At 47.7% G+C, this 19,590-nt stretch carries 17 protein-coding genes and 1 pseudogene; 3 read left to right on the plus strand and 15 right to left on the minus strand.

The window, feature by feature from the left end; all coding sequences use genetic code 11:
• Positions 1-2: 2 nt before the first annotated feature.
• From LO777_RS17645 to LO777_RS17655, 3 genes are read right to left on the minus strand one after another with little or no spacing between them, the layout of a single operon-like run.
• Complete coding sequence (locus LO777_RS17645; protein ID WP_228855143.1) at positions 3-665, minus strand: hypothetical protein; 663 nt, start codon at positions 663-665, stop codon at positions 3-5.
• Entirely contained in the window at positions 662-2,980 is a 2,319-nt protein-coding gene (locus LO777_RS17650) for a molybdopterin-dependent oxidoreductase (protein WP_228855144.1), read from the minus strand. The genes LO777_RS17645 and LO777_RS17650 overlap by 4 nt, the downstream gene beginning before the upstream one ends.
• On the minus strand, positions 2,977-3,228 hold the full coding sequence (locus LO777_RS17655; RefSeq protein ID WP_228855145.1) for a hypothetical protein: 252 nt from the start codon (positions 3,226-3,228) through the stop codon (positions 2,977-2,979). Before LO777_RS17655 ends, LO777_RS17650 begins: the two co-directional genes overlap by 4 nt.
• Before the next feature lie 466 nt (positions 3,229-3,694).
• On the opposite strand from LO777_RS17655, the gene LO777_RS17660 reads away from it, so the two are divergent.
• From LO777_RS17660 to LO777_RS17670, 3 genes are all read left to right on the plus strand, one after another.
• Entirely contained in the window at positions 3,695-4,168 is a 474-nt protein-coding gene (locus LO777_RS17660; protein ID WP_228855146.1) for a cache domain-containing protein, read from the plus strand.
• Between the two features lie 84 nt (positions 4,169-4,252).
• A complete protein-coding gene (locus LO777_RS17665) occupies positions 4,253-6,247 on the plus strand; it encodes a methyl-accepting chemotaxis protein (protein WP_228855147.1) in 1,995 nt (664 codons plus the stop codon).
• A 108-nt stretch (positions 6,248-6,355) separates the two neighbouring features.
• Positions 6,356-6,991 carry a Rossmann-fold NAD(P)-binding domain-containing protein gene (locus LO777_RS17670; protein WP_228855148.1) on the plus strand — a complete coding sequence of 212 codons (636 nt, stop codon included), beginning with the start codon at positions 6,356-6,358 and terminating at the stop codon, positions 6,989-6,991.
• Here the strand turns inward: LO777_RS17670 and LO777_RS17675 are convergent.
• The 12 genes and pseudogenes from LO777_RS17675 to LO777_RS17735 form a co-directional block, all read right to left on the minus strand.
• The gene (locus LO777_RS17675; RefSeq protein ID WP_407929166.1) at positions 6,968-7,840 is read right to left on the minus strand and encodes a hypothetical protein; all 873 of its coding nucleotides are present in this window, start codon (positions 7,838-7,840) and stop codon (positions 6,968-6,970) included. The two genes, LO777_RS17670 and LO777_RS17675, sit on opposite strands and share 24 nt — an antisense overlap.
• Before the next feature lie 494 nt (positions 7,841-8,334).
• Positions 8,335-8,802 (minus strand): PaaI family thioesterase, encoded by a 468-nt coding sequence (locus LO777_RS17680; RefSeq protein WP_228855150.1) that lies wholly within the window; start codon positions 8,800-8,802, stop codon positions 8,335-8,337.
• An 85-nt stretch (positions 8,803-8,887) separates the two neighbouring features.
• Positions 8,888-9,253 carry a hypothetical protein gene (locus LO777_RS17685; RefSeq protein WP_228857428.1) on the minus strand — a complete coding sequence of 122 codons (366 nt, stop codon included), beginning with the start codon at positions 9,251-9,253 and terminating at the stop codon, positions 8,888-8,890.
• Entirely contained in the window at positions 9,169-9,639 is a 471-nt protein-coding gene (locus LO777_RS17690; protein WP_228855151.1) for a tetratricopeptide repeat protein, read from the minus strand. Before LO777_RS17690 ends, LO777_RS17685 begins: the two co-directional genes overlap by 85 nt.
• Positions 9,636-11,417 (minus strand): BatD family protein, encoded by a 1,782-nt coding sequence (locus tag LO777_RS17695; RefSeq protein ID WP_228855152.1) that lies wholly within the window; start codon positions 11,415-11,417, stop codon positions 9,636-9,638. Before LO777_RS17695 ends, LO777_RS17690 begins: the two co-directional genes overlap by 4 nt.
• A complete protein-coding gene (locus tag LO777_RS17700; RefSeq protein ID WP_228855153.1) occupies positions 11,417-13,342 on the minus strand; it encodes a VWA domain-containing protein in 1,926 nt (641 codons plus the stop codon). Before LO777_RS17700 ends, LO777_RS17695 begins: the two co-directional genes overlap by 1 nt.
• 13 nt (positions 13,343-13,355) lie before the next feature.
• Complete coding sequence (locus LO777_RS17705) at positions 13,356-14,342, minus strand: vWA domain-containing protein (protein ID WP_228855154.1); 987 nt, start codon at positions 14,340-14,342, stop codon at positions 13,356-13,358.
• Positions 14,339-14,992: a hypothetical protein gene (locus tag LO777_RS17710; protein WP_228855155.1), complete on the minus strand. Its 654-nt coding sequence runs from the start codon at positions 14,990-14,992 to the stop codon at positions 14,339-14,341. Before LO777_RS17710 ends, LO777_RS17705 begins: the two co-directional genes overlap by 4 nt.
• Positions 14,989-15,903: a DUF58 domain-containing protein gene (locus tag LO777_RS17715; RefSeq protein ID WP_228855156.1), complete on the minus strand. Its 915-nt coding sequence runs from the start codon at positions 15,901-15,903 to the stop codon at positions 14,989-14,991. The genes LO777_RS17710 and LO777_RS17715 overlap by 4 nt, the downstream gene beginning before the upstream one ends.
• 9 nt (positions 15,904-15,912) lie before the next feature.
• A pseudogene (locus tag LO777_RS17725) lies at positions 15,913-16,945 on the minus strand (AAA family ATPase).
• Positions 16,946-17,426: 481 nt separating this feature from the next.
• The gene (locus tag LO777_RS17730; RefSeq protein ID WP_228855159.1) at positions 17,427-18,146 is read right to left on the minus strand and encodes an ATP-binding protein; all 720 of its coding nucleotides are present in this window, start codon (positions 18,144-18,146) and stop codon (positions 17,427-17,429) included.
• Positions 18,131-19,588, minus strand: coding sequence for a hypothetical protein (locus tag LO777_RS17735; RefSeq protein WP_228855160.1), 1,458 nt, complete (start codon positions 19,586-19,588; stop codon positions 18,131-18,133). The genes LO777_RS17730 and LO777_RS17735 overlap by 16 nt, the downstream gene beginning before the upstream one ends.
• Positions 19,589-19,590: the final 2 nt, after the last annotated feature.

Here is a 19,590-nt window from a genome sequence, read left to right on the forward strand (position 1 = left end):
CCTTAAGGTTTACGTGCGAATTCCTGCAGAGGTGCCGTCTGTGGGGCTGGGACATGGCATTGTCGGCAGTTGCCACGCGCGGAATGATCAACCCGGATTTCAACCACAGCCCCCGGCCCGGTATGGCAGGCGATACAGTTTTCCCGCAGTTGCAGAGCATGGGGTATGGGTGGAGGTGAACTGGACAGAAACGATCTGCCCAGACGTGGTGGGACGATGGATTTCCAGTTGGTTTCCACAAACTTTTCAGTTGTATTCACCTGGGCGTGACACTGGTAGCAGAGACTGTTTTCCGGGTGGGGGGTAACCGGAATGAATTTGCCAAATTCCTGACTGTAACCACCCTCCCCGTGACAGGAAAGGCAGTCAGTCTCATTTCCACTGAAGGTCAGGTCTACCGGGTGGGGGATGGGTGGGGGGGAACCGGGATACTGGCGCCTGTCGTAGTAAGTCGCCAGGTTTCGGTCGCCTGAATCCGCAGACATGTAGGGTTGCGGGGTCTGGTCATGGGCATCATAAATTTTTTTACCCTGATGATCAAATTTGTTAAGGTCCACACCCCGGTCGATTGTTGCGGAAAGAGCCTGAAAACTCGTAAAAACCAGTGCTCCAGCTAAAGAGAGTATGGTTACAAGTTTATTGCTTTGTATTGAGAGTTTCATCATGCTTTCTCCAGTCTTACCGCACATTTTTTATAGTCTGGCTGCTTGGAAATCGGGCAGAAGGCATCAAGTGTTACTTCGTTGATCAGATAACTTTCATCAAAGAACGGTACAAACACCATACCCCGGGGAGGAACCCCACGACCCCGGATGGATGCGGGCATTGTAACTTCACCTCTGCGGGAGATAATTTTTACCATTTCACCATTGACAACTCCAAGTTCGGCGGCATCTTCCGGGTTGATTTCCACATAGGAATGGGGAACAGCATTGTGGAGGACGGGGATTCTCCTGGTCATGGATCCCGTATGCCAATGCTCGATGACTCGTCCGGTATTGAGCCAGAAATTATATTCACCGTCCGGAAATTCAGCAGCCGGCTCATAAGGACGGGCCCAGATCCAGGCCCTGTGGTTTTTCTTGCCGTAAAAATCGAAATCCTTGCCGTTGGTGCAGGCAGGATCATATTTCGCGTTAAAGCGCCATCGGGTTTCCTTGCCGTCGACAAATGGCCACTGGACACCGGAGCGTTTTTTCAGGACGGTATACGGGGCCATTTCATGTTTTGGTCCGGCATGAAATTTTCTGTATTCTTCCCAGATTTTACCGATGTATTCATCCTGGCTCCAGGGGAACTGTTTTTCAAAACCGAGTCGCCTTGCCACCTCGATGATCTGCCAGGTATCGGACATGGCTTCTCCAGGAGGTTTGACGATTTCGGCAAAATGCTGGGTTCGGCGCTCCGAGTTCCCAAACATTCCTTCCTGTTCCACCCACATGGCGGCCGGCAGGATGACATCGGCCACATCAGTGGTGGGGGTCGGGTATACATCCGAGACGACGACAAAGCGGTCATCTTTCAGGGCACCGTCACGGTAGCGGCGCAGGTTTGGCATGGTGACCATTGGGTTTGTCACCTGGATCCAGATAAACTTTATATCGCCCCGATCAAGAGCACGGAACATCTCCACAGTGTGATAAGTGGGTTTGGGATCGATGTTTTCAAGGGGAACATCCCATATTTCCGCCGCCATTTTGCGGTGATGTTCATTCATAACTACCCCGTGGGGTAATTTATGGGTCAGGGTTCCAACTTCACGGACGGTACCGCAGGCACTTGGCTGTCCGGTGAGAGAGAATGGGCTGTTACCGGGAGTAGATATTTTCCCGACCAGCAGGTGGATATTGTAGACCAGGTTATTGATCCATGTTCCCCTGGTATGCTGGTTCATTCCCATGCACCAGAAAGAGGTGACTTTCAGGTCTGGATCCCCGTAAAGGGCTGCCATGTACTTGATATTTTTTGCGGAAACGCCTGATATTTTTTCCACCTTTTCAGGAGTGTAATCTTCCAGGAAACGTTTATACTCTTCAAAATCAATTGATTCGGCTTTGTCCTTGAACGCGAAATGATCCTGGGTTCCATAACCGATATTGGTTTTACCCTTATGAAAGGAGACATGCTCGTTTACGAAATCCCAGTTTACCCAGTCATTTTTAATAATTTCGTAACAGATGGCGTTGGCAACGGCCAAGTCGGTCTGGGGCCGGAAGAGAATTGATTTATCGGCTGCCTGGCTGGTTCGTGTCGAGCGGGTGGCAAAGTCAATAATGGTTACATTGTTTCTTCGTTTTCGGTTTGCCAGCATACGGGAGAAGAGCACCGGGTGCATCTCGGCCATGTTGTTGCCCCAGGTGATGAAAACATTGGCATGATCCATATCCTCGTAGCAGCCCATGGGTTCATCGATACCGAAAGAAGTCATGAAACCGGTAACGGCACTGGCCATACATAATCTGGCGTTGGCCTCCACATTATTGGTACCGAGACAGCCTTTGAACAGTTTTGAGGCAACATAACCATCGGGAATAGTCCACTGACCTGAACCGTAAATGGCAACCGAATCCTTGCCATGTTTCTCCATGGTTTTCTTGATCTTATCTGCGATGAGATCAAGGGCCTCCTTGATGGGAACTTCGACCATCTCTCCATTTTTTCGAATCTTGGCAGTGGTGATACGATCTTTGGCGTAGAGTGCCTGAACGGAATGGTATCCTTTCATGCAGCACAGGCCTTTATTGACACTGCAGTTGGGGTCGCCTTTCACGGCGACGGCCCTGCCGTCCGAGACACCTATCAGGACACCGCAACCGGTACCGCAGAAGCGACAGGGTGCTTTCTGCCAGGAGATTATACCGGAATTGTTTTTCAACTTCTGCCAGCTGCCGAAACTGGCGCCGGGAAAAAGTGCTCCGGCTGTGGCAACCGCGCTGCTTGCGGCCGCATACTTCAAAAACCTTCGTCTGTTGAGTTTCACCTTAATTTCTCCTTAATTTTTTCGTCATCATAGCCAAAGGTCAGGCTCAGGGACTGAAGAGTCTGCAGCTGCTTCAGTTTTTCCTGGAGCTTTTCTTCGGTAGCTTTATCCGGTGTATCGGTTACGAGAACGACAACTTCCCGGTTGTCGGATGGAATGACTTCACAGTGGGACAGGGAGGCAAGATCGGCACAAAGCATCTCCTTTGCACCATTTGCGGGAATGGCAAGATAGCTGAATATCGGCATTCTTACTCCTTCTGGTATGTTGAGTATATACTACAATGTAATAGTGTACTTCCCATGATAGCATATGAAGGGTCAGTTTCTTTGACTTAAGTCAAAGAGTTTGCCACATTGTAGCATATTGTAGTGCAAAGCAAAATATAAATTCTTTAAAATCAATGAAGTGAGGAAAGGATAGATCGTGTAATTGGACAGGAGGAAAATATGGGCACGGGTCTTAATAGAGTTCAATCACCCAAAAGAATATCAGTGATTTTTGACCGCGGCCTGGTCTGATAAAATCACCACATCTCCAGAGGGACCGGGTTTCATGGGTAATCAGAAAAAGAATAGTGAACACAGGTCTAAAATAAATGATCACTCAATTTGACATTCCTTCATTTTTGGTGATACGATTTTGAAATCGTATTGAAGTGGTCAGATAGTTTCATCAGATGATAAATCCTCATTACAATTAACGGAGGCTGCAATGTTCAGAAAATTATTTTTGTTTTTTATTCTTTTCGGGTTGATTTCCACATTGAATTTTTCAGTTGCTTTTGCCGCAAATGCAACCAGAGAAGAGTGTGTGGCTAAAGTTCAGGCTGCTGTCAAACTGGCACAGGAGAAGGGGGAAGAGGCTGCACTGGCACAGGTTGCAGATCCAAATGGCCCGTTTGTCTGGAAAGATTCGTATGTATTTGCTACCTCGGCTGACCAAGCTGTTACCAGAGCCCATCCGATTAAACCCAAACTGGTTGGAAAAAACCTTCTCCATGTGAAGGATGTCAATGGTGTCCTGATATTTTCCGAGATTTCCCGTGTTGCCAGCTCAGCTTCAGGAAAGGGCTGGGTAGACTATATGTGGCCGAAACCTGGAGAGAAAAAGCCATCTCAGAAACATACATATATCGAAAAGGTTCCGGGAACAAATCTGGCCTTTGGAGCAGGATATTACGATTGATGTCAGCAGGAATCGCTGGTAAGGGAGGAGAGAATCCTCCCTTACGGGCAATGGCAGTTATTGAACAGAGTAGATGGAATATTAATGAAAAAGACTATATTGACTATTAAAAGTAAAATAATACTGTTGGCGGCAGTCGGAATATTTGGTCTGCTGTTTATTTCAGTAATAAATTACATCATAGATACTGCGAAGGTTCGTGATTACAGGGTGATGGATCTAAGTCGTGAAATTGTTCAGGTTATTCTAAATGAAGTTCTGATTATCAATACCTCCAGCACGACTGACCCGAAGGTGGACGCGTTTCAAAAAGAGCACAGCCATGCCGGCGAACTGATAGCGGAAATACGGGCGCTGTCAAAAGGAGAGAAAATAGATGCAATCCTGCGGCGTATGGAAACCGCGGAAAAGAAACTTGCTGCAGTCGATAAGGCGTTTATAGAGACTAATAAGATAATTGCCAATCATAAAAACCATATTCTCCAGGAAGTTTCTACTGTTGCTGAGGCTGTACTGAAAATTCTTGGCTCCATCAATGAAAAAGAGACAGAGCTGGCCATGGAGGGTGATTTACTGTTACCGGCCACTATGGTTCTACGTGATGAAGTTAAAAATGTATTGAATACAGTTAATGAGAGAACTATTGCCATTCAGAGCCTTTTCCTGGTCAATGACGGAAAGAAATTTAAAGAAGATATCAGGAAGTCACGCGAAAAAACCACAAGATTTTCAAAAAATGTTGAAACAGTCATTTCGGCAAAAATAAACGCGGATTATCAAAAGATATGGACGCAGATAGTGGAATCTTTTAAAAAAATAAAAAAGATGGAGGATGCTGTTTTTGTAGAATGGCAGAAGAATCAGGCGCTTAACGGTGATCTGCTTACCATAAGCAGTGAAGCGCAACAGGCGGCACAGGGGATTTTGACCCTCGTGAAAGGAAATATTGCAGAGAATACAAAAACGGCAAATTTTACAGTTCTTGTGACTGTTTTTGCGGTACTCGTCTTGCTGGTTGGTCTGAGTATTGTCATTGTGAGAACGACAATTGGTCCAATTAAGAATGTCGTCTCCAGATTGAAGGAAATCGCGGAAGGTGATGGTGATCTGACCAAAAGACTTGATGCTGTCAGCCGGGACGAGCTTGGCGCCCTTGCAACCGCATTTAATACTTTTGTCGAAAAAATTCAAAAAACCATCACAGATGTTACCGGAACTGCAGCAAGGCTGCATCAGTCTTCAGGTACCTTGACTACTATCGCGGGTCAACTGGCACAGGGAGTAGAGCAGACTTCCGGCAAGGCGGAAACAGTAGCGGTTGCCAGTGAGGAAGTCAGTGCCAATATGGGATCAGTGGCCGCTGCCATGGAAGAGGCCTCAACAAATGTTTCCCTTGTGGCAACAGCAACCGATGAAATGACGACATCCATCAATGAAATTGCAAAAAATACTGAAAGTGCAAACAGTATTACAAATGAAGCTGTTACGCAGACAGCCGCATGTTCTGAGCAGGTTTTAACCCTGGGAGACGCTGCCGACGAAATCGGTAATGTACTTGAAACAATTACAGAAATTTCCGAACAGGTCAATCTTCTGGCATTAAATGCAACAATTGAAGCTGCAAGGGCGGGAGAGGCTGGCAAGGGATTTGCTGTTGTAGCCAACGAAATCAAAGAGCTTGCCAAGCAGACTTCAGATGCCACCATGGAGATTAAGACAAAGGTTGAGGGTATTCAGCAGTCAACCCAGGGGACAGTTAAAGGTATTGAATCTATTTCTTCAACTATTAACCGTGTCCATGAAATAGTTGCCGTGATTTCAACTTCAGTGGAGGAACAACTGGCCACTACCAATGAAATTTCAGAAAATATTTCCCAGGCATCAACCGGCATCGTGGAAGTAAATGAGAATGTTGCCCAGAGTGCAACTGTAGTGTCATCGATCGCCAGTGACATTGGTGAGGTGAATGTCGCAGCACATAAAATGGCCGATAACAGTGATGAAGTGAATAAAAACGGCAGAGATATGCGTAAGCTGGCAGAGGAGCTCAATGACCTTGTAACAACATTCAAGGTGTAATCTGCTGCTGAAACATGGTAGGAGCATATTGTACCCGCTACCACCGAGGTGAAAGTTTCGCAGTGGGGCAGGAATACCTGCCCCACTGCGAATTTTTATTTTAAAAAAATGAAAAAAATATGGATCTTGGGGGGTGGTAGATTTGGTCGTCTAGCCCTCAAGCATACTGCACGTCACCTTCCCCGGGCAGAAATAACGGTCATTGATAAAAGCGAGAAGCTGGAAAAGTTTTCCGGTGTTGAGGCTGTTCGCGGGGATGGGGTCAGCTGGCTTGTTCAGCACCTGAGCAGGGACAGTGATGTTGACCTGATTATTCCGGCCATTCCCGTTCATGTGGTGGCCGGGTGGCTGAAACTGGTGGCAACCAGAAAATATAAGGTCTCTTCTGCAACAGTCCCGGAATCGTTTGTGGCAGAATTACCCAATGTAATGGTGGGTGGTGACAGCACCGTTTATGTCAGTCATGCTGATTTTCTTTGCCCGGACAACTGTGGAGAGCCTGAAAAGTTCTGCACTGTGACGGGAAAACCGAGAAGTGAAGATATGTTTAGTCTCCTGGAGAGTGCAGGGGCCCTGGTTATACGGAGCCATCAGCTCTATCCGGGGGTGGGTGGGATTTATCCGAAAGATTTATGGGTCCTTTATGACAGGATTGCTGGATTACCGGCAGAACCGATCCTTGTCGCTACCGCCTGCAGATGTCATGGGGTGGTGGACGGCTTACTTTTTATCCCCCGTACCTGATATCTCCTGTGGTCTGCTTGAAATTTCATTTATAGATATTTCCAGTGTTTTCAGAATGATGCCGGTATATCTCTGGATAGTGTCCTGAATATATTTTCGCAGTTCCTCAAGGTCGCTGTTCAGCGTCTTTCCGAAGGGTACGGAGATAAACAGCTCAATATCATACCCTGAGCGCCCGATAACTACCTTGACCTTGTTGACCTGAACGTCGTCATCATATTCATCAATACAATGGAAAATCATCTGGGTCAGGGCAGCTTCAGAAATGGTTACTTTTCCCTTCTGGTTTCTCTGGTCCTGAAAATCAGGTTGGACGATGGATTTTTCAAAAAAACGGGACTTCTTTTCTCCGTTCTGTCGTTTTTCACCGCGGAAAAAAATCCGGATGGAATCGGAAAGGATTCTGGCATAGTCCCTCTTTACTTCAATTGCCGGTACAGGGATAACATGTTTTCCTTCTTCCGAGCGGGAACGGATGGCATCTTCAATATCCTTTTTACTGGCAATCTCCTCGATACGAATAATCTCACTGATGGGTGGCAGATCAAGGCGTTCAGCAATTCTTTCCACCATTTTGTCGGAGGTGCCCAGGATCAGAACTTTTTTAATTTTTCTATCCTCGATAACCTTGATGACATTTTTTCGTTGAACAGTATCGTTGAAAAGAGCAGTTTTTATGGCACTGAGATAGTGTTTTTCCTGCTTGGCGGATCGTCCTGCCAGAATTGTATCACCATAGATAAGGAGTCCGTCGTCTATGATATAAGGAATTCCGATTTTTTCAGCCAGTAGTTTTGCTCGAAAACTTTTTCCGGTTCCACTTTTTCCCACCAGGGCATAGACTGTCATTCCTTTCAGTCGTCCTTTCACCCGGTTGAGGAACTGGTAGATTTCCTTGCCGGTAAGAAATACCCATTGACTTTCTTTACTCGTTTTTTCAGAAGACATGGCACTCATATTGTACCTGGATACGAAATATGAATTCTCCAGGAAGTATAGCTGTTCGGGCTTTTTCTGCAGCAGTCAGCTACAAAAGCCATATTGATACGGTGTCTCCTTCTGTTTTACCAGAATATCGGGGCAGTTGACACGTGCCTGTCCATAAATGGCCTTTTTGCTCGATTTCTGCGTCGCTACGAAAAATAAAAATGCTCACATATGTCTAATATGCTGCGCTTTTTATTATTCTATGCTCCTCGGAGTCTACGCTTACCTGAACTCGAACAAAAAATCTCATTTCTGAACAGACACTAACACACAACCCGATTTTTCTCCGTCTGTTTACTCTATACATTACCCCGGCGTTTTCAGCTACCTTGAAAAGAAGATCAGAACAATTGATGCTACTGCCCTGTTTGGGATTTCTGTCTGCGGGCTATTTTGAACAGGGAGTTGAAACGCATAACTTCACGTTTCTTTTCATCCATTACCACGGCTTCTCCCCGCAGGATCCTCTCTCCTTCCCTGGTAACGGTTGCATGGGCCGTGACCCGGCCCTGCCTGACTGCGGCAAGGAAAGTGGAATTGAGCGAGAGCGTCGCAAAATGGGTTCCCGGTGGCAAAAGAGATTTGCAGGCCATGGCCACGGCAGTATCAGCAAGACCGGTCAGTGCCCCGCCGTGGAGCAGTCCGGCCCCTTGGGAAAAGTGGTGGAAAAAGGGCATGGAGAGTACTGCTTTGCCATTACTGATCTGTTCAATTTTCATGTGAAGAAGTTCTTCGAAAGGTGCGCAGCTCAACCAGCTGTCAAGTTTTACATGGTGAGGGCCGGTAGAAAGTTCCATGCTGGAGCTGGATTGATTGTTTTTCATAATTGTCCGGTTTATGTATTTTTCATCAGTTCAGGCAAAAGGGCTTTGGTTTGGGTGAGCTGGTGATTTCAGGGCAGCAAGGTTTTTACCGCATACGGGGGACTATTGGTTCAATATCCCTGGCGCGTATCCATCCTGACCTTCCTGTGTCATCTTTTATGTATACGAATTCATGATGTTTTTTTTCGGGAAAGACAAGACGCCCCGCCTGGATGGAACCGTTTGATTTGGAAGAATCAAACGGAGAGAGAAGCAGGCGGCTTCCCTCGGTGGTCACTACCCAGGCATGGTAGGCTGGATATCTGTAAAACGCACCGGCCGCTGAAAGGGCAATGAGGAACAGGCAGGCAACTGAAACAGTTCGTTTCAGTGCAGTGGACAGGGGAGTCGCAGGGTGGCAAGCTGCAGCAGGGTAAAGATGACCAGGAAAACCAGGCTGGTGAGGAGCCACTGGTCCATATTCAGTAATTGGAAAAATTTTTCAGACCAGGAAAATTCTCTCGCATAGAGACCGTTTTTCTTTCTGAGCAAATGCAGGTTACCTTTGATATCCGAATCGGAAGGATCCAGGCGGAGAGCACGCTCATAATTGAGGATGGCTTTACCAGGTTGTCCCGAATGCTCATAACTGACTGCCAGGTTAAAGAGAACATCAGCACTGTAACCCGATTTCTGGACCAGTTTTTCATATAGTTCAGCAGCAGTTCCATATTCACCTTTTCCCATGGCCTCATTGGCCCTGGTAAAAAGACTCCTGTTGTCCGCTGTTGAAATGGCAGCAAGGGAGAATGTTGCAAGGACAACAACAAGTATTCCAGCTGAAAATCGGTGTTTCATAGCAGGTCCTCCAGTTCATGCCGGAGTTGCTCAAGATACTCATCCATTTGTTGGCTACTGATGCCCTTTCCTCCATAACCGGCTTCTTCTGCTACTGCAAATATTTCTGTCAACGGGCTTGTCCGGTTTATTCTTTTTTGAATATCAGCCAGGGTCAGCGCAGATGGAGCTATTCCCCAGGTGGGGCCCAGTTGCTCCTGTATAGTCTGGCGGCAGAGGGAAAGAAAGAGGATGTCATCCTCATCTTTCCGGGCTTGTTCCAGTTTCTTGAAATTGCGTGAGAACCGTTCACGATTTTCTTTCTTTTTCTGTCGTTGGGGGTTGTTTTTTCTATTCTGCTGAATGATTCGCAAGATCGCAACCATGAAAAGCAGGATAATGCAACACCCACCAACGACAATGAACCAGAGTTTTTTGTAGAGTGGTTCAATAGTCTGGTGAAACGTACCTTTTTCCAGGTGAAGAAGAGACATCCCGACTTTTTTCTTTTTCGATTTTGTTGGTTGGCCAGGTTTTTTTTCTACTGGTTGTGATGTTATCGGCCTGTCGGGAGGAGGGGCTATATTCACAGCCAGGGGAGGACTGGTGACGGTTTCATACTGTTGCTTTTCCGGATTGAAAAAGCAGAAAGAAAGTGAGGGAATTTCCTTGATACCACTGTTTTTGGCAACGATGGCCAGCTCGTATCTTTTTTTTCCGGACAACGCGTCCTCTCCCGAAATAAAATCAGTGGTGGGGGTATAGGTTTTCCAGTCAGAGTTTTTGGGAAAAACAGGAGGTTCCACTCTGTCAAAATTCCCATTTCCCTTGATTTCAATGGTGAGTGTAATGGGTTCTCCCACTTCAGCCTTCAAGGGGGCAGCAGTGACACCCATCTCAAAATTACCGATAGCCCCAGTGAAAATTTCCGGTTTACCTTTCTCGGGAAGATCGATGATCTCAAGATTAACTCTTTTACTGCTGACCTTGATGGGCTTTTCCTCCATTCCTCCGAAAAAATTGTTGAAAAACGGGTCATTGAAAATATCTCCAAAGGAAGCCATGGGACGACGTGTTCCGGGAAGCATCTGTGTCGCATCAAGAGAAAAGCTGATGAAATGTTTACCGGCCTTGATCCCTGTGACAGCCGCGTTCCAACTGAGGACGTTATAGGTTTTTCCGCCGATATTTTCACGGTGTCTTTCAGGTTTATCGTCCAGGGGTGCCATGACGACCCCATCACCATGAAGGACAGGCAGGGAGTTGATATTTATTCGATACTCGCTGTTAAAGCAGACTTCTATTTCAATTGGTATGATTTCACCGGTATAGTGCCTGCCCGGAGGTGTCAGCCGGATGAAGGCAACCTGCTGCTGCATGGATGACGGAGAGGAAGATGGCGAAGCAGTACCGGTACTCGCTGTCACTTCAAATTCGAGCCGGTTTGTGTGGACAGTCGTATTTCCGGCGGTGACGGAAATCGGCGGTATGCTGTATTGTCCAGGGCTGAGCGGTTCCACCAGGTAGGTGTTGGTGATGGAGGAGGTGTAGCTGCCATTGATTATACTGATTTGTGAGGACTGTCCTCGACTGTGGAAGCGTACTCCCTTGACCTCGGGCAGGTCTATATCAGCGGAACGGGCGCCGTTTACGGTGACAGTCAGACGTGCTGCCCCGGTGACGGGAAAAGTATTGCTGTCAAGAAACGCTTTTGCCGTAATTTTGGCAAATACAGGGGTGGGCACAATTGCCAGCAGAACCGTCAGTTGTAAAAAAATGATCAGTTTTCCCAAGTGCATTACCAGTTCCTTTTTATACTGTCGTTATTCATATGTCGACCGGAGGGGACAAAATTCAGCTCCCCTTCCCTGTTTTTCAGGCTGTTGAGCAGCCTTTCAGCCTCCTCCCGGGTCATCTTGCCAAGGCGTCTTCTTTCCCTGTTTTCTTTTTCCATCGCCTTTTTTTCAGCAGCAGATTTTTCAGTTGAATCAGTTTTTTTTCCGGCTACCTGCGAAGTACTTTTTTTATTTTGCAGGGGCTGGTTGTTTTTATTGTTTCCGGATTGTTTTTTTGTTTTGGGAGTGTTGGGTTTTTTTACCTTTTTTTTATTTTTTTCTTTCGGCTTTTCCCGGGGTTGTTTATTTTTTTGCTGTTGCTGTTGCTGTTGCTGTTGCTGTTGCTGTTGCTGTTGCTGTTGCTGTTGCTGTTGCTGTTGCTGTTGTTGCTGTAATTTGTCCAGTTGTTTTTTTATCTGGTCTCTGTTGTATCGGGCGTTTTCATCATCCGGATTGAGTTTCAGGGCGCTGTCCAGGGATTCCAGAGCGTGTTTCCACAGTGCAATTGTCTGTTTTTTATCAGTTTTCTGCTGTTGCAGCCCTTTTTGGTAATAGGCATTGCCAAGATTGTAGTAGGCATTTTGCTGTAACTTGATATCACTGCCTTCCAGGCTTTTTGAAAATGAGTGGATGGCATCGTCAAACATATTGTTTTTATAGGCAGCAGTGGCAAAGTTATAGTGGAGTTTTTTATTATTGGGATTTTTTTGCAGTTCTTTACGATAATACTCCGAAGCGGTAACATAATCACCTTTCTTATAGGCGGTTTCCCCGGTGGATCCATAACTGTTTCTGGGAGATCCATAAAAGAGAAGGAGTGAAAAAAACAGAAAAATAAACGGTCCTTTTTTCTTTTGCAGACCGGTGCGAAATCTGTCCAGAAAAATTTTTCCGGGGAGGTGTTCCGTTTTTCTCTCAGAGATCAGAAATTCGCAGATAAGGAGAAGCAACGCGGCAGCCAGGGGAAACTGGAACCGTTCCACGGGGACCTTTTGACGTCTTTCCATCAGTTCATCCTTGGGGACCATTGCCAGTTTCTTCTGGTAGATTGTCTGAAGCCCCTCACCGCTTGGTCCAAGAGCGACATACATACCACTGCATTTTTCAGCAATCTGCCGGAGTGTTGTATCATCCAGTTTTGATGTGACAAATTTTCCGTCAGGTCCCTTGATAAAGCCGCCTTTCGGGTTTGGAATCAATTCTCCTCCGGGAGTACCGACACCGACCGTATAGATGATCAATCCTTTTTCTGCGGCTTTTTTCGCACTTGCCAAGGCGTCACCCTGAAGATTTTCACCATCGGTTACAAGGATAAGAATTTTATGATTGGCACTATTGGTCAGTGTTGTGACGGCAGCGTTTATGACCTCACCGATATTGGTGCCGCCTTTGGGAATTATATCTGTAGTCACGGCGTTCAGGGAGTGTTCAAAGGCATTATAGTCCAGGGTAAGGGGACACATTAGAAAGGAGGAACCGGCAAAGGGCATCAGCCCCACCCGGTCTCCATCCAGCTGGTGGACAAAATCAAGAATACCATATTTCGCCTTTTTCAGACGATTGGGTTTGATATCTTCCGTGAGCATGGATTTTGAAGTATCGAGTGCAAAGAGGATATCGATTCCCTTTCTTTTTATTTCGATCCACCTGGAACCATATTGAGGGCGGGCCAGGGCGATAAAGCAACAGAAGACAGAGAGGACAAGAAGAGTGTTTTTTATCGTTCGTTTTCGGTTGGAAAGGTTTACTGTCAGTTGGTCGAGCAGCCTGTTTCCTGCAAATTTCTCAAGAGTCACCTGTCTGCGTACACAGAGAAAGCGAAGGGAGAAAAAGAGCAGCAGGCAGAAAAAGAATCCGGTGGCAAGCCACAGAGGTTGTGCGAAATGCATATTTCAATTCCTCCTACGGCAGTTTTTTGCGGGCAATATATATTTCAACAGCCAGCAGGAGGAGGGCTGCCAGAACAAGAAAAGGATAGAGTTCCCGGTAGTGCTCAAATTTTTTTATTTTCCGTGTCGTTGTCTCCATTTTATTTATTTCATTATAGATTTTTTTTAATGATTCTGTGTCAGTGGCACGAAAATATCGGGCACCGGTCAGTTCAGCAACCTTTGTGAGGGTTTCTTCGTCTATATCTACCCTTGCCCGGACAAGTCTCTGGCGCCCAAAGGAGTCAATGACCGGCATGGGGGCCTCTCCCCGCGTACCCGCTCCAATTGTGTAGACTTTTATTTTCAGGGTATTTGCGGCTTCCGCGGCAATCAGGGGCGGAATGCGGCCGGCATTATTCATTCCGTCCGTCAACAGGATCAGAATTCGTGATTTGGATTTATTTTCCCTCAGTCTGTTTGTCCCACTGCCAATGGCAGATCCGATGGCGGTACCATCTTCCAGCATACCGGTCTGCAGTGATTCCAGTCTTCTGCGCAGCCAGTCATGGTCAAGTGTAAGTGGGCTGACCAGGTAGGGACGGCCGGCAAATGCCAGCAGACCGATACGGTCATTGGGACGTTCTGAAATAAATTCATCCATTACTTTCTTTACAACTTCAAGTCGATTAGCTGGTTTTGAATTGAGAGTAAAATCCATAGCTTCCATGGAGCCTGAGACATCAACTGCCAGAATAATATCAATGCCTGATGCTTCTATTTCAGTGGTACTACTTCCCTGCTGCGGCCTGGCAAGGGCGAGGATCAGGAGAGAGAGCACGAGCAGGCGAAAGAGCAGGAGGAGAGTACCCGGTCGTGCCTTGGGTGTTGTTGCCAGGACCGCAGCGAGGGTCGTAGAAGAGAATTTCAACGCGGGTGCCTTTCCTTTCCTGCCGTAAAGGACGGCAAGAAGGGGAAGCAGGAGTAGAAGCCAGAGAAATTCGGGGTGGAGGAATCTCATTGCTGTCCCTCCTCTTTTCCCTTTGTCGGTCGGGTCTGTTCGATAAAGGAGACGATGGATTGTTCCATGCTCTCGATATCTTCCAGATCAGGTATCCGGTGAGCAAATTTGGCCAGATCACAGAGATGGAAACAGGTTTTCAGGGAATTATACCAGGTTGAAGGGATGCTGTTGTTTTCCTCCTCTCCCAGGGCCCGCAGGAATTCATTACTGGTCTGTCTGGTTGTTTTAAATCCGAAACGGGACTCCACATATTCCCGTAAAACGGCAGAAACCTGCTGTGTGTACTGCAGCGGCCGGGTGGCTTTTAATCCCGATGCGTTTCTCAGGTCCGCCAGGGCACGGTCCCAGGGAGTAATCCCTGGTGCTTCATGTTTTTTTCGGTTTTTCAAAAAAGTGATAAGAATAAAAGAGAGCGCAAGCAGGAGAAGAGCTGCGCCGCTGTAAAGCGCCCATGGCCTTTTAACGGGGAGGGGAACAGGGCCCCGGATGTCCCGCAGTTCGGTTGCTGCCTGGTTCTTTTGGCCGGTCTGGTGCTGTCCCGGTCCCGGGAGCAGTCGCAGGGACTGGCTGTCAGCCGAAACCGAAGAGACGGAAAAGGACAGGGTGATACCCGCAAAAAAGAGAGTGAGAAAAAGCAGCCTTTTCATGGAGCGACCCTCCCTTTCCGTTTACCGAAAAAACCTGTGAGAACAGGAAGGCAGGGAGCATCTGTGCTGAGATCCATTATGTCTATTCCCGCGGAACGTAGTGTTTTTTTCAGTTTTATTCTCCTGGTTTCAGCCAGTTCCGCGTACTGTTTGCGAATACGGGGGTCGGATGTGTCAAGTTCGATCTGCTCTCCGCTTTCCGCATCTTCCAGGGCCAGCCACCCCACATCGGGAAGGATGAATTCACGGGGATCGCTGACCACAACAGCGATAAGGTCATGGCGCCTGGCGGTAACCCGCAGCTTGGGGTGCAGGCTCTGGAGTGATGTTTCGAAATCGTCGCTGAAACAGAAATCAGAAAGGAGAAAGGTGACACATTTTCTCTTGATGACCCGATTGATGAAATCCAGGGGGAGCTTGAGATCAGTTTTTTTTCCTTTTGGTGAAAAGAAGAGGATTTCACGTATAATTCTGAGAATATGAGTTCTTCCCTTCTGGGGTGGAATATAGAGTTCCGTGAAGTCGGTAAAGAGCAGCAGCCCCACTTTGTCATTATTTTTCACTGCGGAAAAGGCAAGAATAGAACCTACCTCCGCCATTAGCTCACGCTTGGATATCTCTTTTGAACCGAAATCTCCGGAGCCGCTGATATCAATGAGCAGCATGATGGTCAGCTCCCGTTCTTCTGTGAACTTCTTCACGTGGGGAATCCCGGTGCGGGCAGTTACGTTCCAGTCGATGGAGCGGATATCGTCTCCTGGAACATATTCGCGCACCTCGTCAAAGTTCATCCCCCGTCCCTTGAAAACAGACTGGTAGCTTCCCGCCAGACTGTCGTTGACAAGTCTTTTGGTGCGGACTTCTATCCTCCTGACCTGTTTCAGGATTTTTCTGGTGAGCTGACTGTCCATTCTTCCGTTCTATGGTACCGGCACAGTGTCCAGGATTTTTCTGATGATATCCTCGCTGTTGATTCCTTCCGCCTCTGCCTCGTAGCTGATGCGAAGTCGATGGCGCATGACATCCACGGCACTGCTTTTCACATCATCCGGGGTTACGTAACCTCGTCCCGCCAGAAAGGCAAGGCTGCGGGCCACCGCCTTGAGGTTGATTGTCGCACGGGGGAGGCTCCTGTTTCGATATAATCTTTCAGGTCAAGCTGAAAATTTCCAGGATCACGTGTGGCATAGACAAGGGAGACGATATAATCCTTGATCTTGTCGTCCATGTAGATCGTGTTGACTGTTTTTCTTGAGGCAAGAATATCGTCCGGAGTGACAATGGGCAGGATGTCGATTTCATTGTCGGTTCCGTCAAAGGCATCCAGGATACGGCGCTCTTCCTCCATGGTCGGATAGTTGATTACCACCTTGAGCATAAACCGGTCCACCTGCGCTTCCGGCAAGGGATAGGTGCCTTCCTGTTCAATGGGATTCTGGGTGGCGAGAACCAGAAACAGCTCAGGCAGCGGGAAACTTTTCTCACCTATTGTCACCTGTTTCTCCTGCATGGCTTCTAGCAGGGCAGACTGCACCTTGGCAGGAGCCCGGTTGATTTCGTCCGCCAGGATGAGGGAGGCGAAGATCGGTCCCTGTTTGACCTCGAAACTTGTCTGGCGCGGATTGTAGATTTCCGTACCGATAATATCGGCGGGCAGCATGTCTGGAGTAAACTGGAGACGACGGAAATCTGTCTGTACCGCCTTTGCCAGGGTCTTGACGGCCAAGGTCTTGGCAAGGCCGGGTAGACCTTCCAGGAGAATATGTCCGCCGGTCAGCAGGCCGATCAGCAACCTGTCCAGCAGATGTTCCTGGCCGATGATCACCTTGGCCATTTCACGACGCAGGGGGCGACCCAGGCGGAGCCGAGTCTGACGGCTTCATTGATTTCCTGGACGGAACTGTAGATGTCGCCACTGTTGTTTTTGCTGATGGTTGGTGGTGGTGTTTGCATAACTGTTCCTTCAATCTGATGAAATGCGGGTGGCTACTGTATGACTGTTGAATAGTATTGACTATACCATGGAATAATTACGTATTCCTTTCATTAATATTACAATGTTGTAATGATACCTGAATCCAGCATTTTCCCACCCTCCGGGATTGCCAATTGCAGGATTCAGGTGATATGAGACGTGGAGAAAAAAAGAATGTGTCAGCACGTTTATTCAGAAAATGGATCAACTGATGACTGTTGAACAGGATTTGATGATATTTACCATATCAGGTGACAGGGTAAAATTTGATGGACTCGTAAAAACTCCGATCTACTGCGTTGTGGGGTGATCGTGTAATGCTCGACGTACTCTATGTACGCCTGCGCTTACACGACACCACCACGCCTTGTATATCGAAGTTTTTCCAGAGTCCATCTGAGAACGTTGAACGACTTTTTACGAGATCATCAAATTTAATACTTGGTGCTATTCGCTGCCTCAATTCGAAGTGGTGCTTATCGGCAACCGAACAGTGAATACGGCCCCCGTTCGATCATTCTGGAGGGATGACGCCCTTACACTGCCCTGGTGGTGGGCAACTATGGTCTGAACGATATACAGGCCCAGGCCAAGGTGAGGCCTCGTACCCTTCTGCTGTCTGAAAGAGACCATGGAAGAGAATATCTGTGTTTCAAATTCCTGCGGGATGGGTGTTCCCTCATTTATAACCCTGAGTTCCAGAAAATCATACTCTTGCCGAAGGTTGATTTCTATGGGTGTCTCTTCAGTGTGAAAACTAATGGCGTTTTCAATGAGTTTGTCGAGCATCTGGCGGATACGTGCCGGATCTCCATGGAGCATATGGGGGAGCTCCGGGGAATTGTACACAAAATTGATACCGGGAAAGGCCTGCTTCCAGCCGTGATTCAGCCACATTTCGATTGCCCGGCTCAGGTCAAAATCTTCCTTGAAGTCGTGGGTCAGGGCCTCGCTGAGGTTTGTGGCATCGCGAACAGCTGTCAGCAAGGTTTCCAGACGTTCAATATCTTCCAGGGCCCAGTCGAGATAGTCCCGAATTCTTGGGGATGGGTCACTCATCTCCTGGGCCATATTTTTTAATGAAGCAGAGATGCCCGCCAGGGGTGTTCTGATTTCATGTTCCAGGTTGTCCGCCATTTTCTCACGGTATTCAATCTGACTTTTCAGTTGGTCAAGCATGGATGAGAGGGTACGGGAAAGATCGCCGATTTCATCGCTGGCAGAAGAGGGGGCAATGGTTGTGATGATCTGACCGTTGCTGCTGATGGCTCGTGATGCCTGGTTGCCCAGTTTTCGGATCCGGGATGAGAGGCGTGAGGCAAAGAAGAGCAGGCCGAACCCCCGATAACAAAGGCAAGGACGGTAAAGGTGAGGGATTCTTCTATGACTTTATTCTGCAGGGCGAGAATGGAGTTCGTTGTCTGCTCAACCACCACGGCTCCTACAATTTTGTTCTGTTCCAGAAGGGGTACGATGGCTGCCATTATTTCCACCTGCTGTTCTTTTGGAAAATAGCTGGTGACGGAACTCTTTCCCTCCAGACCCTCTTTTATACCTTTCAGGTCAAGGGTGGTGGGTTGGGGACGCGGAGTGACGATGTTGACTGAAAAAGGCTGGGTAAACAGGCGGTACAGGGGGGAGAGGATGGCATAGATCTTTGCATGGAGGTTTTCGAGCAATGTCTTGTCTTTCTTTTTATTGTTGCTTTCCGCGGCAAGAGAACCATAACTGGCTCGTATTCTCTGGTTGGTGTCGACTATCAGTACCCTTGAATGGGGGCGGTCAAAGGACTTGAGCAGTTTTTCTATGGTTGTGGATTCCGACAGGAGCCAGCCAAGTTTATCGGCACTCTCCGTGGCTGCGGTGCCGATCAGGCAGGTCATTGTCCTTTCCTTTTCGTCATCCACATCACCGATGGCAAAGGCGAGTTTCTGACCGATAAATTTCATGGGAATTCTCAGCTCGATGATGTATCCGCCATCAGTCTCTTCCCACATGCCCTGGATGGCCGGTTCCATTCGCAGGGGGATGGCAGCGAACCGGTATCGGGGCATGAGAAAGCCGTTTATCCAGCCTGGTTTTGTCGTGGTTACAAGATAGCGGTGCATCCTGCCGTTTTTATCTTCAATACCTATCTGCAGATGGTCAGAACGGTTCAGGCGGAGTGAGTTGGGATTCCGGTAGACGATTTTATCGTCTGTCACAAGGAAAAGAGCATAGAGATATTTGCCCCGTACTCCCACCAGGTGCTTGAAGTGAAGGGAGCCAGCTGTATAATTGTAGTTTTTTTCAATAAAAAGAATATGTTCCCTGCCAAATGTCCTTGCTTCAGATAGAAACGGCTGCCAGTCATCAGTCTTGCCGTTCAGTCGCATGGGGTTGGTCAGTTTGTAAATATAAAGGTCCTTGGCCGGATCCAGGGAATGGAAAATTTCTCTGTCAAACAGGCCTGTCCTTCCACCGAGAGCTGAGGAAACAGCACGTGCCGCAAAGAGCAGTGTTTTTTTCCGGCTTTCAACCAGGTCTTTTTTGATGATATCGCTGAACCGGAAGCCGATAAGAGGAATCAGCAGGAGCAGCAGGGAGACAAGGGTCAGCTTCAGTCGCAGAGAAAATCGCATTG

The organism is Desulfomarina profundi (assembly GCF_019703855.1).
Taxonomy (GTDB): Bacteria; Desulfobacterota; Desulfobulbia; order Desulfobulbales; family Desulfocapsaceae; genus Desulfomarina; species Desulfomarina profundi.

What these genes read in the sequence shown, in the direction of transcription:
- LO777_RS17645 (WP_228855143.1), bottom strand. Translation starts at nt 665, where the DNA reads ATGATGAAACTCTCAATACAAAGCAATAAACTTGTAACCATACTCTCT.
- LO777_RS17655 (WP_228855145.1), bottom strand. Translation starts at nt 3,228, where the DNA reads ATGCCGATATTCAGCTATCTTGCCATTCCCGCAAATGGTGCAAAGGAG.
- LO777_RS17660 (WP_228855146.1), top strand. Translation starts at nt 3,695, where the DNA reads ATGTTCAGAAAATTATTTTTGTTTTTTATTCTTTTCGGGTTGATTTCC.
- LO777_RS17665 (WP_228855147.1), top strand. Translation starts at nt 4,253, where the DNA reads ATGAAAAAGACTATATTGACTATTAAAAGTAAAATAATACTGTTGGCG.
- LO777_RS17670 (WP_228855148.1), top strand. Translation starts at nt 6,356, where the DNA reads ATGAAAAAAATATGGATCTTGGGGGGTGGTAGATTTGGTCGTCTAGCC.
- LO777_RS17675 (WP_407929166.1), bottom strand. Translation starts at nt 7,840, where the DNA reads ATGACAGTCTATGCCCTGGTGGGAAAAAGTGGAACCGGAAAAAGTTTT.
- LO777_RS17680 (WP_228855150.1), bottom strand. Translation starts at nt 8,802, where the DNA reads ATGAAAAACAATCAATCCAGCTCCAGCATGGAACTTTCTACCGGCCCT.
- LO777_RS17690 (WP_228855151.1), bottom strand. Translation starts at nt 9,639, where the DNA reads ATGAAACACCGATTTTCAGCTGGAATACTTGTTGTTGTCCTTGCAACA.
- LO777_RS17695 (WP_228855152.1), bottom strand. Translation starts at nt 11,417, where the DNA reads ATGCACTTGGGAAAACTGATCATTTTTTTACAACTGACGGTTCTGCTG.
- LO777_RS17700 (WP_228855153.1), bottom strand. Translation starts at nt 13,342, where the DNA reads ATGCATTTCGCACAACCTCTGTGGCTTGCCACCGGATTCTTTTTCTGC.
- LO777_RS17705 (WP_228855154.1), bottom strand. Translation starts at nt 14,342, where the DNA reads ATGAGATTCCTCCACCCCGAATTTCTCTGGCTTCTACTCCTGCTTCCC.
- LO777_RS17710 (WP_228855155.1), bottom strand. Translation starts at nt 14,992, where the DNA reads ATGAAAAGGCTGCTTTTTCTCACTCTCTTTTTTGCGGGTATCACCCTG.
- LO777_RS17715 (WP_228855156.1), bottom strand. Translation starts at nt 15,903, where the DNA reads ATGGACAGTCAGCTCACCAGAAAAATCCTGAAACAGGTCAGGAGGATA.
- LO777_RS17730 (WP_228855159.1), bottom strand. Translation starts at nt 18,146, where the DNA reads ATGCTTGACCAACTGAAAAGTCAGATTGAATACCGTGAGAAAATGGCG.
- LO777_RS17735 (WP_228855160.1), bottom strand. Translation starts at nt 19,588, where the DNA reads ATGCGATTTTCTCTGCGACTGAAGCTGACCCTTGTCTCCCTGCTGCTC.